Here is a 12,218-nt window from a genome sequence, read left to right on the forward strand (position 1 = left end):
TATGAATTATTTTCCTCTTTTCGCCAACCTTCGTAACAAGCCTGTTCTTGTGGTTGGTGCTGGCAACATCGCCTGTCGCAAAATTGAACTGTTGCGCAAAACCGGCGCCCACATAAACGTAGTGGCCAAAGCCGCTTGTGAGCAGGCTTTGCAGTGGCACGATGAGGGTGTTATCTCCCTGCGTTTGGGGGAATTCCAAACTTCCGACCTGGACGGTCAATGGCTGGTGGTTGCCGCCACAGAAAATTCTGCGGTGAACTGCGCTGTAGAACAAGCAGCAGTTGAGCGGCAGCTATTGGTGAATGTGGTGGACGATCGCGAACTGAGCCACTTTGTAGTGCCTTCCGTGATCGATCGCCACCCGGTTCAGGTGGCCATCTCAACCGGTGGCGAAGCGCCGGTACTGGCCCGCAGCCTGCGCGCTCAGTTGGAAGCCCAGTTGCCGTCTTCACTGGGTCGCCTGGCCACTCTGATGGGCCATTGGCGCGATGCGGTCAAACAAAAACTCAAGCGCCCCGGGCAACGACGGCAGTTTTGGGAGCAGGTTTTGGCCTCGGCTGTTCCCCAATTGGTCTATCAGGAACAAGATCAGCGGGCAGAAGCCAGTATGCTGCGCCTGCTCAACAGTGATGACAGCCCTGAGCGCGATAATAATGGCCCTGAGCGTGGCCACGTCAGTCTGGTAGGCGCCGGCCCTGGCGATCCGGAGCTGCTCACCATCAAAGCCCTGCAGCGTATTCAGACTGCCGATGTGGTGTATTACGACAACCTGGTCAGCGATGACGTGTTGGAGTTGATTCGTCGCGATGCTGACCGCGTCTACGTCGGCAAAAAGGCCGGTGCGCACAGTTGCAGCCAGAGCCACATACAGGAACAACTGCGCGACGCCGCTCTGGCGGGCAAGCGGGTAGTGCGCCTGAAAGGGGGGGATCCTTTTGTGTTTGGGCGCGGCGGTGAAGAACTTGAAGTGCTGGCAGAAGCAGGCGTCAGCTTTGATGTAGTGCCGGGAATTACAGCAGCGGCGGCTACTGCCGCCTATACTGGTATACCACTGACCCACCGCGATTATTCCCACTCTGCGATTCTGGTGACCGGTCACGGTAAATCGGCGCAGGGGGAAGACAGCAGCGACGTGGATTGGCAGGCATTGGCTCGCAGCAAGCAGACCCTGGCTATCTATATGGGTCTTAAAAAGTCTCCCGTGATTGCTGAGCAGCTGATCGCCCACGGTCGTTCGCCGCAAACACCACTGGTGATTGTCGAGCGGGCCACCACTGACAAGCAGCGCCAGATCAGTGGTGTACTCAAAGACTTGCCGCAACTTGTCGAGAGTCATGGGGTCGAATCCCCCGCCATGATTTTGATTGGCGAAGTCTGCCAGCTGGCAGGGCGCTACGCCTGGTTTGGTGATCAGCCTGTTGATGAGCAGCTTATAGATGAGAGTCAGCCGGTTAAACAACAAGCCTCCGGCTTTTAACCTGAATCCAATCTTGCGGACTCAGGCTTAATTCAACTAACAATAAGGGTACTGAAATGATTTACGACAATATTCTGCAAACCATTGGTCGCACTCCGGTTGTTAAGGTCAATCGCCTGGGGCCTGACCATGTCAATCTGTTTGTCAAAGTGGAATCGTTTAACCCCTTGGCATCGGTAAAAGACCGCCTTGCTATTGCCATCGTCGAAGACGCAGAGCGCAAGGGAATTTTGAAACCGGGCCAGACTATTATCGAAGCCACATCGGGCAATACCGGTATCGCCCTGGCTATGGTGGCGGCTGCCAAGGGTTATCCCTTTGTTGCCACCATGGTTGAGACCTTTTCTGTAGAACGTCGCAAATTGATGAAGGCTCTGGGCGCCAAAGTGATCCTGACGCCAGCGGCGGAGCGGGCCAGCGGTATGGTACGCCTTGCGGAAGAACTGGCGGAGAAAAATGGCTGGTTCCTGGCCCGTCAGTTTGAAAACCAGGCCAACCCGGAATATCACCGCAATACCACGGCCCCGGAAATTCTGCGCGACTTTGCCGGCCAGCGCCTGGACTACTTTGTTAGTGGCTATGGTACCGGTGGCACCATTACTGGTGTGGGTGAAGTGCTGAAAGTGGCTCGCCCGGAAGTCAAAATTGTCGGTACTGAGCCGGAAGGTGCCGCTTTGCTGGCAGGTAACGAGTGGCAGCCACACAAAATTCAGGGCTGGACGCCGGACTTTATCCCCGAAGTGATGAATCGCGATGTGATTGATGAGGTCATTCCGGTGAATGACACCGTGGCTCGCGATACCGCTTTGGCACTGGCCCAGCAAGAAGGTATTTTCGTGGGTATTTCCGCCGGTGGTACGTTTGCCACCGCCTTGAAAGTGGCAGAAACGGCACCGGCTGGCAGCAACATCCTGGCCATGTTGCCGGATACCGGCGAGCGTTACCTGAGTACCTTCCTGTTTGATGACATCAGTGAAGAGTCCGACGACCTGTGGCTGCAACAAGTGACTGGTCAGTAAGTTGTTGTATGGCAGCCTGGCTCAGTCTGGGCTGCCGTTTATGCCCCAGGTTTAAAGCAAGCATTTTTTCTGTTGAGTTTTCCCATGTCCCTGACCCAAAAAACCGCCCAGCTGGTGGCTCGCCTTGGCGAAATCGCTAGCGAACATCGCCCGGTTGCCCTTGCCAACAGCCTCAGTATTGAGGATATGGTGCTTACCCATCTGATCCTGGAAAACAAGATTCCGGTGGAGATCTTTTCCCTGGATACCGGTCGCCTCCATGAGGAGACCCTGAAAGTGATCGATGATGTGCGCGAGCGCTACGGCTATCGTATTGCGGTGTACTATCCGGATGCGGAAGAACTGCAGGCCTATGTGGCAAATAACGGCGTCAATGGCTTTTATAACTCTGTGGAGCAGCGCAAGGGTTGTTGCCATGTGCGCAAGGTGCGCCCACTGCAGAGAGCCCTCAAAGGCAAGCAGGCGTGGATTACCGGCATGCGCCGCAGCCACGGGGAAACCCGCACCGACCTACAGGAAAAGCAGTGGGACAGTGGCAACGGTTTGTGGAAGTACAATCCACTGGCCGATTGGCAGGAAAAGGAAATCTGGCAGCTGATTCGCGATAACCAGATTCCCTACAACAGCCTTTACGACAAGCACTACGCCAGTATTGGCTGCCAGCCCTGTACCCGTTCCATCACCATGGGCGAGGACGTGCGTGCCGGGCGTTGGTGGTGGGAAGACCCGCAAAACAAGGAGTGTGGGCTCCACGTTGAAGCGACCCCAATCAGTATTTTGCCCGCCGATGATTCACCGGCCGAAGTAGGCCAACGCTCTTATGATGGCGGTGATCAGGGGTAGGCAGTTGTCATCCTGAGGAGGCGAAGCCGACGTGAGGATCTCACAACCATGAGACTTGTGAGATTCTCACGTCCGGGTACCCACCCCAGAATGACATGAAAGTATTAAAATGGTCGTCTGATTTTTCAGGCACCAACCATGAGCCAATTTCACTACCAACCACCGCAAAATCCACTGGATATTGTCCATGTGGATGACCACCTTATTGTGCTCAATAAACCTTGCGGCCTGCTGACCGTGCCAGGCCGTTTGCCTGAGCACAGGGATTCTCTGGCCCTGCGGGTACAGCAGCAATACTCCGGCGCTTTGGTGGTGCACCGCCTGGATATGGATACTTCCGGCATTGTGGTGATGGCCTTAAACCAGCAAAGTCATCGTCATCTCAGTCGTCAGTTTCAGGATCGGCATACCCAAAAAGCCTACTACGCCTGGGTATGGGGGGAGGTGGCCGAGCACAGAGGCAGCGTTGACCTGCCGTTAATTTGCGACTGGCCCAACCGCCCACTGCAAAAAGTGGATCATGAAAACGGCAAACCTTCCCTGACCCACTGGCAGCGCCTGGCTGTTCGCCAGGTTTGTACATTGCTGGAACTACAGCCGCACACTGGGCGCTCTCATCAGCTGCGGGTGCATATGCAGGCCATCGGCCACCCCATACTGGGTGACCGCTTCTACGCCCACACACAGGCCCTGGAAGCAGCGGATCAGCTGCAATTGCACGCCGCCAGGTTGGCGTTAGATCACCCTGTCAGCGGTGAATTGATGACCTTTGAGGTGCCGCCGCCGTTCGAATTGGGTTAGCGGTCGATAATAAAAAACCCGCCACGCGTTATTTGTACAGTGACGGGTTTTTACAGGTGGTAACAACCTCTTTGATCTATGAGGCAGCCAATGAAGGGTAGATTTAGCCTGGATTGTTTGAATCGGCTTTGGTTGGGTCAACGCTGCTCATTGCCTAAGCATTGCCCTTGTGGCCAAAGTAACGCTGAATATTGGCGCTATCGAAAATAACCGACATTACCTGAATATCACACTGATACTTCCGGTAAAAGATAATGTGCCGCCCATATTCATGGCGATGGTAACCTTTCCGAAGGTCATCACATTTGCGTCCCATATCGGGATTGTCGGCCAATAGTTGCAAAGTGTTTTCTAAACCTTTGTCATATTTTTCCGCTTGAGACACTCCCCATTTTGAGGCGGTATAGAGGAATATTTCTTGGACTTGTTTCTCAGCGCGTTTTGAATAGTAGAAATTATTTGCCATTAAACTGTTCTTTAGCCTCGGCAATAATTTCAGCATGGGTACGCCTGCTCATTCCGCTTCCTTCTGCGGCGATCAGCTCTTGCTCAAGAAACTTATGAGTGGCTTGAAGTTCCGCTTCTTCCTTTTCCAAGAGCCTCAGCCCTGCGCGAACAGCTTCACTTGTGTTGCGATAACGGCCACTGGCTTTGAGCTGTTGTAAGAAACCATTGAAGTGATCGCCAAGATCAACGCTTGTATTTGCCATGATAAAAACCTTTCAAATTGTTACCCTTCAAAAGCTACCAATATTTGGTATTTTCGTCAATTGGTCAAATTTTAGACAAGTGCGGCCAATATTAAACACTACGTCCACACACAGGCCCTGGAAGCAGCGGATCAGCTGCAATTGCACGCCGCCAGGTTGGCGTTAGATCACCCTGTCAGCGGTGAATTGATGAACTTTGCGGTGCCGCCGCCGTTCGAATTGGGTTAGCGGGCGACAATAAAAAACCCGCCACGCGTTATTTGTACAGTGACGGGTTTTTACAGGTGGCGCACCCGGCGCGATTTGAACGCGCGACCTTCGGCTTCGGAGGCCGACACTCTATCCAGCTGAGCTACGGGTGCAGTGAAATGAGCGCGCATGATACTGATATTGGCTGGGGGAGTCTATCTCTGCGGTGGCATTTCACCGGCACAGGTTTGGCGCTATAATCCGCCCCTGACAGAAGTTAAGTGGGCCTGGCCCACCAGTAAGCCACGATCATAATAACAGCGTTTTGGAGCTGAAAATGAGCCAACTGAAATCTTGGGGTGTATTGCTGATTGCCGCAGTGCTGGTCGCTTGTGGGTCTGACAAACAGACGGAATACTCAGCTGAACAGGAAAAAGCCATTGCTGAGCGCATTGCGCCCGCTGGCGCCTTGGCGATGGAGGGCGACCCCATTGCGTCGGCACCGGTTGCAGCGCCGAGCAATTCAGGGCCGCGCTCCGGCGAAGACATTTACAAAAAATCCTGCTTTGCCTGCCATGCTACTGGTGCTGCCGGTGCCCCCAAATTGGGTGATGCGGGCGCCTGGGCCGATCGCATCGCTCAGGGCATGGATACTCTGAATGACCACGCCTGGAACGGTTTTAAAACCATGCCCGCCAAAGGTAACTGTTTTGACTGCTCTGAAGAGGAAATCCAGGCAGCGGTTCAATATATTGTGGATGGTAGTCAGTAAAAGCGATAAGCCTCGCACAGAACCTTCAAAAGCCTCCTTCGGGAGGCTTTTTTGTGGCTGAACTTTCATTTCTGTACCCGGTCTTAGCGGTATCGTTTTACGACAGCAATTGGACGTTCTATGCTTAATAAAAAATTTTTGTTGGTGTTCGCTGCAGCAAGTGGAATTCTGCTTCAAGCCTGTAATGTGGACACTGGTGGTATCCATGCCAATGTACAAACAGGCTCTATAGCCAGCAAAGGTGATTTTCAAATGCCCGATGATGAAACCTTGAAACAGACACTGACGCCACTGCAGTATCGTGTTGCCCGGGAAGATGGCACCGAACCGGCATTTCGCAATGAATACTGGGACAACCACGAACATGGCATCTATATAGATGTCGTATCCGGCAGAGCGTTGTTCAGTAGCCTGGATAAATACGATTCCGGCAGCGGTTGGCCCAGTTTTACCCGGCCCATCGACAGTGATGAAATTGTCGAAAAACGCGACTTCAATTTCGGCATGGTGCGTACCGAAGTACGCAGCCACACCGCCGATTCCCACCTTGGCCATGTGTTTGAAGACGGCCCAAAAGACCGTGGTGGCCTGCGTTACTGCATCAATTCGGCGTCGATGAACTTTGTGCCACTGGCTGATATGGCGAGCCGGGGTTACAGCCAGTACCTGCAGCCATTTGCCGATGCCGGTCTGGTCGAGCTGCCGGAAACCAAGGTTGAAGTGGCCTATTTGGCTGGTGGTTGCTTCTGGGGTATGGAAGAAATCATTCGTGCCATTCCCGGTGTACTCAATACCGAAGTAGGCTACACAGGCGGCGATCTGGCGAATGCTACCTACGACGATGTGAAAAAGGGCAACACCGGCCACGCGGAAAGCATCAAGGTAGAATTTAATTCAACCGTGTTGAGTTTCGATGTGTTGTTGCGAGACTGGTTTTTCAAAATGCACGACCCCACCACGGAAAATCGCCAGGGCAACGATATTGGCAGTCAGTACCGCAGCGCCATTTTTTACCATTCAGATGCCCAGAAAGCGGCTGCGGAACAAGTGATCAAGGAAGTGGATGCCGCCGGTAAATGGCCTAAAGCCATTGTTACCGAAGTAACTGCTGCCGGGGATTTCTGGGCGGCGGAAACCTACCATCAGGATTATTTGCAGAAGTATCCCAATGGTTACACTTGCCATTGGATCAGGGATTGAATTTTAACTCGTCATTGCGAGGCGCCTCGCAATGACAGATAGCTACCCAGCCTCGGTTTCCACCGGGGCTTTTTTGATCCAGCGGCCAAAAAATACCCCGGCTTCAAACAGCAGCCACATGGGTACTGCCAACAGACATTGAGAAATGGGGTCTGGGGGTGTCAGCAGCATGGCCACCACAAAACAGCCCACTACAATATAGGGGCGCTTGCTCACCAGTTTTTTTGGGGATATGGCGCCGGAAAAAATCAGCAGCATGGTGGCGATGGGAATTTCAAAGGCGATGCCAAAGGCAAAAAACAGCTTGAGGGCGATTTCCAGATAGCTGGTAATGTCTGGTGCCATCTGGATGCTCAGCGGGCCGGTGCTGGTAAAAAACAGCCACACCAGCGGGAAGATCACGTAGTAGGCGAACGCCACACCGGCGTAAAACAGCACAATGCTGGACAGCAGAATAGGCATCGCCATTTTGCGTTCACGGCTGTAAAGGCCGGGGGCGATAAACCCCCACAGCTGGGAAAGTATGTAGGGCACCGCAATAAAAATGGCCACCGCAAAGGTCAATTTCAGGGGAGCAAAAAATGACGCAGTAATGTTGGTGGCAATCATGGTGCTGCCTTCCGGCAAGGCAGCTCGCAGAGGTGCAGAGACAAACTCGTAAATGTCGTTGCTGAAGGCAAACAGCCCGGCAAACAACAGCAGGACCACCAGCAGAATTCTCAGCAGGCGATCGCGCAGCTCAATCAGGTGTGCCACCAGCGGTTGTTTGTGCTGATCCTGTTCGGCGGCTTCGCTGTTGGAAGGTTCGTCGCTGCTCATGGGTTTTTAGGTGTGTGGCCAGGTGGGTCGGTATTGGTGGTGCTGTCTTCTGGCTTGTCATCCCGCGGCAGGGGCTCGAAGTGGTGGCCTTCAGGGTTGCTCTGCTCCACCATTTTTTCCATTTCTTTTTTACTGGCTTCCAGTTGCCGCAGTATTTCTTCGTTGTGCAGCTGACGGCGCACTTCGTCCAGCTGGAATTCGTTCTCAATTCCTTGTTTGATATTGCCCAGACTGCGCTTTAAACGGCCGATCCACAGGCTGATGGCGCGCACGACTTCTGGCAGGCGCTTGGGGCCGATGACAATCAAGCCAAGCACAGCTATTACCAGGAGTTCGGCACCACCAATATCAAACATAGTGAATTACGAATTTTTTTCTTCGGCTTTTTCCGCTGCACTGGTGTTTTCTTCCACGGATTCGTTTTCCGTTTCTTCCAGTTGCTTGGGATCGTCGTTAACTGCGCTTTTAAAGCCTTTTACGGCGCCGCCCAGGTCGCTACCGATAGAGCGCAGTTTTTTGGTGCCGAAAATCAGCGCCACAATAATCAGGATAATGAGTAATTCTTGCCAACCAAAACCCATGACCTTTCCCCTTAATCGTTGTTTATTTGATTGCCGCGCGCGGCTTTTTCGTCGTGCCCGGAAGTGCCAAAGCGGCGTTGTAGTTCATTCAATACAGACTCTGCATTTTCCCCAAGGTGAGACAGCATTACCAGCGAGTGGAACCACAGGTCGGCAGTTTCACCAACCAGATCACGGTTATCGCCGCTGTGGTGCGCATCTTTAGCGGCAATAATCGCTTCGGTGGCTTCTTCGCCGACTTTTTCAAGAATCTTATTCAGCCCCTTGTGATGCAAGGACGCCACGTAGGAACTGTCCGGGTCGGCACTGCGGCGCTGGGCCAAAATGCCATCAAGCTGTTGCAGAATATCGTTGCTCATCGCTTATGTTCTTAAAAAATTATGTTCTCAATAGATGTCTTTGGGGTCTTTCAGAATCGGGTCGGCATCTTGCCATTCACCATTTTCCAGCGGGCGAAAAAAACAGGATTCTCGACCGGTGTGGCAGGCAATACCGCCCAACTGTTCCACTTGCAGCAATACGGTGTCGCCGTCGCAATCCAGGCGAACTTCTTTTACCTGCTGCACATGACCGGAGGATTCGCCTTTGCGCCACAGTTGCTGGCGCGAACGCGACCAGTATACGGCCTGCTTTTTCTGCACGGTAAGCAACAGGGATTCTGCATTCATCCAGGCCATCATCAACACCCGGCCGCTGGCCGCGTCCTGGGCGATGGCGGGCACCAGGCCGTCAGTGTTCCATTTCACAGATTGCAGGAAAGTTTGCTGGCAAGAATCCACGGGTTTATTTCTCAACGGTTTCACAGTGGCGTGATTATGACACAGTTAGGACAGCAGCCAGAGCAACACCAATGGCCGTACCAATCAGCACCCCAATCAGTAAATTCAACAGCGGGCGCCGCCGCTGCGGTGGCCGGGATGTGGCAAGGGTGTTTTCCAAACGTTCTATCTGCTGCAGAGAGCGATACACCATCTGGGGAATCTGTGGGAAGTGCTCCAGCCACTCCGGGCCGTAGCGTTTTATTTTTTCCAGTAACGCAGACGGGCTGACACGGCGTTTCAGCCAACGTTCCAGAAACGGGTGGGCGGTGGCCCACAAATCCAGATCCGGATGCAGTTGACGACCCAGGCCTTCCACGTTGAGCAGGGTTTTCTGCAGCAGCACCAATGATGGCTGCATTTCCATATCAAAGCGGCGTGCAGTGCGGAACAGGCTCACCAGGATATGGCCGTAGGATATTTCGCTCAGTGGGCGCTGGAATATCGGCTCACAAACCGCGCGAATGGCACTGGTAAATTCATTGATAGGGGTTTGCTCTGGTACCCAACCAGAGAGCACGTGCAGTTCCGCCACCTGGCGGTAGTCGCGGCGGAAAATAGCCAGCAGGTTGCGCGCCAGGTAGTACTGATCGTTGTCGCTCAGAGTACCCATAATGGCGCAATCCACCGCCAGATAACGAGGCTGGTTGGGCTGGCTGGCATCCACAAATATGTTGCCAGGGTGCATGTCGGCGTGGAAAAAGTTGTGGTCGAACACCTGGGTAAAAAAGATTTCTACCCCCCGTTCCGCCAGGGCTTTAAAGTCGGTTTTTTGTTCGCTCAATGCCGCTACGTCGGTGACCGGCGTGGCGTAAATACGCTCGGTAACCATGACCTGTTCGTTGCTGTAATCCCAGTACACTTCCGGTACATACAGCAGCCCGCCCAGTTCGGCAGTGTCAAAGTTGCGTCTCAGCAGTGAAGTGTTGGCGGCTTCGTGTTGCAGGTTAAGCTCGTCGAGGATGGTGGTACGGTAATCCTGAACGATTTCTTCCGGGCGCAGACGACGCCCTTCGGTCGTTCGCGCCACCAGCGCGGCCACGGTTTCCAGCAATAGCAAATCCTGTTCGATGGTTTTTTCAATGCCGGGGCGAATGGCTTTGACCACCACTTCGGTACCGTCTTTCAAGGTGGCGGCGTGCACCTGGGCCACGGACGCGGAGGCCAGCGGCTTGCGGCTGAAATGGCCAAACAGGTTATCGACGCTGTCACCAAGGGCGGCTTCAACAATATCGGTAAATTGTTGGGGTTCAAACGGTGGTACGTTGTCCTGCAGCTTGTCCAGCTCGCTGACAATGTCGGCGGGCACCAGGTCTGGCCGGGTGCTCAACAGCTGGCCAAACTTCACAAATACCGGCCCCAGTTCTTCCAGAGCCAGGCGCAGGCGTTCGCCTCGTGAGCGTTTGGGTTCCGGCAGCAGCTGCGCTGGCTTAACCAGCAGTTTCAGGGCAGGCGGCAGCTTTTGATCGTTGAAAAACGTATCCAAACGGTGGCGCTGGAATACACGTATGATTTTTGCCAGGCGGCGAATGCGTCTCACTCGGACTCTCCCTGTCGTTCAGCAAGTTGTTGCTGAATGCGCCGCACACGGGCGTTGAGGCGCTCCAGATCGCTGCTCAGAGTACGAACGCCACTGGCAAACTGACTCATCTCCTCAGAGTTGGGGGTGAGTTGGGCTTCATCTTTTAAAAAGTTTTCCGCCACCGCTACAACCCGTGGCCGCGCTTGCTGCTGCCAACGGTGGGTGGCTTTGGCTGTTTTGATGGCCAGGTGTGCGGGTAGCTCGCCGATGATTTGCGCCAGCGCACCCTCCCAGTCGATATCCAGGTCGGAAAGAATGGCTTTTAGTTTTTGCAGGCGATCCAGCTGGCCGCGCACTTCCACGCCGCGCCCGGTGATGGTGTCACCCTCTGCCAGTGCCATGGCAATCAGGTCATTGGCAGAGCCTTTCACCACCACATCTGCCTCGCCTTCCAGTTCGCTATAGAGGTTGATCTGCTCACCACCACTGACCACGGTAAAGCCCAGATTGGGAGCGGTGATGTCTATGCGCAGGCAGGTGATGCCCATCTCCGAGAGCCGCTGACGGGTGGCCGGGTCGTGTTGCAGGGCGCGGTTAATCAGGATTTCGACACCGGCGAGGGCGCTGCTTTGTAGCTGTGCAATCAAGCCTTAAAGCCCCGGTGCAGGGCGACAATGCCGCCGGTCATGTTGTGGTAGCTGCAGTTGTCGAAGCCCGCATCTTGCATCATTTCCTTGAGGCTTTCCTGATCCGGGTGCATGCGGATGGATTCCGCCAAATAACGGTAACTATCGGCGTCGCTGGCCACCAGCTCGCCCATTTTCGGCAGCAATTTAAAGGAATAGAAATCGTAGGCTTTGCCCAACAGCTCGCTGGTAGGCTTGGAGAATTCCAGCACCAACAGGCGCCCGCCGGGTTTCAGCACCCGCAACATGGAACGCATGGCCAGGGCTTTGTCGGTGACATTGCGCAGGCCAAAGGCGATGGTGATGCAGTCAAAGCTGTTGTCCGGGTAGGGCAGGTATTGGGCATCTGCCTGGGTGAAATGAATGTTGCCGGCAACACCACTGTCCAGCAGCTTGTCGCGGCCCACTTTGAGCATGGAGTCGTTGATATCCGCCAACACCACCAGACCGTCTTCGCCGACGATGCGAGAGAACTTGGCGCTCAGGTCGCCAGTACCACCGGCGATATCCAGTACATGATGACCTGCGCGCACTCCCGATAACTCAATGGTCAGGCGCTTCCACAGACGGTGGATGCCGCCGGACATCAGGTCGTTCATCAGGTCGTACTTGGCAGCCACGGAGTGAAATACATCCGCCACCTTGCCCGCTTTTTCCTCGGTTTTGACGGTTTCAAAACCGAAGTGGGTAGTGTTGCTTTGGCTATTGGATTCGCTCATGGGTTGAGTGCCTAAAAGTTTGGAGGCTGATTGTACTATGGAAGTGGGGGTAGTGCTGTAGT

Annotated in this window: 16 protein-coding genes and 1 tRNA gene; 6 read left to right on the forward strand and 11 right to left on the reverse strand. The window is 54.1% G+C overall.

All coding sequences use genetic code 11. The annotated features are described in order from the left end of the window. The first annotated feature begins 1 nt into the window (after position 1). The 4 genes from cysG (at position 2) to QSV34_RS09430 (ending at position 4,140) form a co-directional block, all read left to right on the forward strand. Positions 2-1,477 (forward strand): siroheme synthase CysG, encoded by a 1,476-nt coding sequence (cysG, locus tag QSV34_RS09415; RefSeq protein ID WP_289154078.1) that lies wholly within the window; start codon positions 2-4, stop codon positions 1,475-1,477. Between the two features lie 56 nt (positions 1,478-1,533). Further along, complete coding sequence (gene cysK / locus QSV34_RS09420; RefSeq protein WP_289154080.1) at positions 1,534-2,496, forward strand: cysteine synthase A; 963 nt, start codon at positions 1,534-1,536, stop codon at positions 2,494-2,496. An 84-nt stretch (positions 2,497-2,580) separates the two neighbouring features. Beyond that, positions 2,581-3,339: a phosphoadenylyl-sulfate reductase gene (locus tag QSV34_RS09425; RefSeq protein WP_289154082.1), complete on the forward strand. Its 759-nt coding sequence runs from the start codon at positions 2,581-2,583 to the stop codon at positions 3,337-3,339. Positions 3,340-3,477: 138 nt separating this feature from the next. Next, the gene (locus tag QSV34_RS09430; RefSeq protein WP_289154085.1) at positions 3,478-4,140 is read left to right on the forward strand and encodes an RluA family pseudouridine synthase; all 663 of its coding nucleotides are present in this window, start codon (positions 3,478-3,480) and stop codon (positions 4,138-4,140) included. A gap of 154 nt (positions 4,141-4,294) precedes the next feature. Here the strand turns inward: QSV34_RS09430 and QSV34_RS09435 are convergent, their stop codons facing one another. The 3 genes from QSV34_RS09435 to QSV34_RS09445 all read right to left on the reverse strand — a co-directional run bounded on the left by QSV34_RS09435 (position 4,295) and on the right by QSV34_RS09445 (position 5,212). Next, positions 4,295-4,606, reverse strand: coding sequence for a type II toxin-antitoxin system RelE/ParE family toxin (locus QSV34_RS09435; protein ID WP_289154086.1), 312 nt, complete (start codon positions 4,604-4,606; stop codon positions 4,295-4,297). Next, positions 4,596-4,850 carry a type II toxin-antitoxin system ParD family antitoxin gene (locus QSV34_RS09440; RefSeq protein ID WP_289154087.1) on the reverse strand — a complete coding sequence of 85 codons (255 nt, stop codon included), beginning with the start codon at positions 4,848-4,850 and terminating at the stop codon, positions 4,596-4,598. The genes QSV34_RS09435 and QSV34_RS09440 overlap by 11 nt, the downstream gene beginning before the upstream one ends. Positions 4,851-5,135: 285 nt before the next feature. Then, positions 5,136-5,212, reverse strand: a tRNA-Arg gene (locus tag QSV34_RS09445). A gap of 164 nt (positions 5,213-5,376) precedes the next feature. On the opposite strand from QSV34_RS09445, the gene QSV34_RS09450 reads away from it, so the two are divergent. Both QSV34_RS09450 and QSV34_RS09455 read left to right on the forward strand, forming a co-directional pair. After that, complete coding sequence (locus QSV34_RS09450) at positions 5,377-5,811, forward strand: c-type cytochrome (RefSeq protein ID WP_289154091.1); 435 nt, start codon at positions 5,377-5,379, stop codon at positions 5,809-5,811. Positions 5,812-5,931: 120 nt separating this feature from the next. Next, entirely contained in the window at positions 5,932-7,011 is a 1,080-nt protein-coding gene (locus tag QSV34_RS09455) for a bifunctional methionine sulfoxide reductase B/A protein (protein WP_502929007.1), read from the forward strand. A 42-nt stretch (positions 7,012-7,053) separates the two neighbouring features. On the opposite strand, the gene tatC is transcribed toward QSV34_RS09455, so the two are convergent. Genes tatC through ubiE form a run of 8 tightly spaced genes read right to left on the reverse strand, consistent with a single transcriptional unit; the run spans position 7,054 to position 12,156 of the window. Beyond that, positions 7,054-7,830: a twin-arginine translocase subunit TatC gene (gene tatC, locus QSV34_RS09460; RefSeq protein WP_289154093.1), complete on the reverse strand. Its 777-nt coding sequence runs from the start codon at positions 7,828-7,830 to the stop codon at positions 7,054-7,056. Next, complete coding sequence (gene tatB, locus QSV34_RS09465; protein ID WP_289154094.1) at positions 7,827-8,186, reverse strand: Sec-independent protein translocase protein TatB; 360 nt, start codon at positions 8,184-8,186, stop codon at positions 7,827-7,829. Before tatB ends, tatC begins: the two co-directional genes overlap by 4 nt. Before the next feature lie 6 nt (positions 8,187-8,192). Then, positions 8,193-8,411 (reverse strand): twin-arginine translocase TatA/TatE family subunit, encoded by a 219-nt coding sequence (gene tatA, locus QSV34_RS09470; RefSeq protein ID WP_289154097.1) that lies wholly within the window; start codon positions 8,409-8,411, stop codon positions 8,193-8,195. Between the two features lie 11 nt (positions 8,412-8,422). Then, complete coding sequence (locus QSV34_RS09475) at positions 8,423-8,770, reverse strand: phosphoribosyl-ATP diphosphatase (protein ID WP_289154099.1); 348 nt, start codon at positions 8,768-8,770, stop codon at positions 8,423-8,425. A gap of 27 nt (positions 8,771-8,797) precedes the next feature. Further along, positions 8,798-9,205 carry a phosphoribosyl-AMP cyclohydrolase gene (gene hisI, locus QSV34_RS09480; protein WP_502929008.1) on the reverse strand — a complete coding sequence of 136 codons (408 nt, stop codon included), beginning with the start codon at positions 9,203-9,205 and terminating at the stop codon, positions 8,798-8,800. Positions 9,206-9,224: 19 nt separating this feature from the next. Continuing rightward, positions 9,225-10,769, reverse strand: a complete 1,545-nt coding sequence (gene ubiB / locus QSV34_RS09485; RefSeq protein WP_289154100.1) for a ubiquinone biosynthesis regulatory protein kinase UbiB — start codon at positions 10,767-10,769, stop codon at positions 9,225-9,227. After that, entirely contained in the window at positions 10,766-11,398 is a 633-nt protein-coding gene (locus tag QSV34_RS09490) for a ubiquinone biosynthesis accessory factor UbiJ (protein WP_289154103.1), read from the reverse strand. Before QSV34_RS09490 ends, ubiB begins: the two co-directional genes overlap by 4 nt. Then, a complete protein-coding gene (gene ubiE / locus QSV34_RS09495; RefSeq protein ID WP_289154105.1) occupies positions 11,395-12,156 on the reverse strand; it encodes a bifunctional demethylmenaquinone methyltransferase/2-methoxy-6-polyprenyl-1,4-benzoquinol methylase UbiE in 762 nt (253 codons plus the stop codon). The genes QSV34_RS09490 and ubiE overlap by 4 nt, the downstream gene beginning before the upstream one ends. Between the last annotated feature and the right edge of the window lie 62 nt (positions 12,157-12,218).

This window comes from Porticoccus sp. W117, from assembly GCF_030341905.1.
In the GTDB taxonomy this organism is placed as follows: Bacteria; Pseudomonadota; Gammaproteobacteria; order Pseudomonadales; family Porticoccaceae; genus SCSIO-12696.

Excerpts from the sequence above, each read along its gene's own strand:
- cysG (WP_289154078.1), top strand. The coding sequence starts at position 2 with ATGAATTATTTTCCTCTTTTCGCCAACCTTCGTAACAAGCCTGTTCTT.
- cysK (WP_289154080.1), top strand. The coding sequence starts at position 1,534 with ATGATTTACGACAATATTCTGCAAACCATTGGTCGCACTCCGGTTGTT.
- QSV34_RS09425 (WP_289154082.1), top strand. The coding sequence starts at position 2,581 with ATGTCCCTGACCCAAAAAACCGCCCAGCTGGTGGCTCGCCTTGGCGAA.
- QSV34_RS09430 (WP_289154085.1), top strand. The coding sequence starts at position 3,478 with ATGAGCCAATTTCACTACCAACCACCGCAAAATCCACTGGATATTGTC.
- QSV34_RS09435 (WP_289154086.1), bottom strand. The coding sequence starts at position 4,606 with ATGGCAAATAATTTCTACTATTCAAAACGCGCTGAGAAACAAGTCCAA.
- QSV34_RS09440 (WP_289154087.1), bottom strand. The coding sequence starts at position 4,850 with ATGGCAAATACAAGCGTTGATCTTGGCGATCACTTCAATGGTTTCTTA.
- QSV34_RS09450 (WP_289154091.1), top strand. The coding sequence starts at position 5,377 with ATGAGCCAACTGAAATCTTGGGGTGTATTGCTGATTGCCGCAGTGCTG.
- QSV34_RS09455 (WP_502929007.1), top strand. The coding sequence starts at position 5,932 with ATGCTTAATAAAAAATTTTTGTTGGTGTTCGCTGCAGCAAGTGGAATT.
- tatC (WP_289154093.1), bottom strand. The coding sequence starts at position 7,830 with ATGAGCAGCGACGAACCTTCCAACAGCGAAGCCGCCGAACAGGATCAG.
- tatB (WP_289154094.1), bottom strand. The coding sequence starts at position 8,186 with ATGTTTGATATTGGTGGTGCCGAACTCCTGGTAATAGCTGTGCTTGGC.
- tatA (WP_289154097.1), bottom strand. The coding sequence starts at position 8,411 with ATGGGTTTTGGTTGGCAAGAATTACTCATTATCCTGATTATTGTGGCG.
- QSV34_RS09475 (WP_289154099.1), bottom strand. The coding sequence starts at position 8,770 with ATGAGCAACGATATTCTGCAACAGCTTGATGGCATTTTGGCCCAGCGC.
- ubiE (WP_289154105.1), bottom strand. The coding sequence starts at position 12,156 with ATGAGCGAATCCAATAGCCAAAGCAACACTACCCACTTCGGTTTTGAA.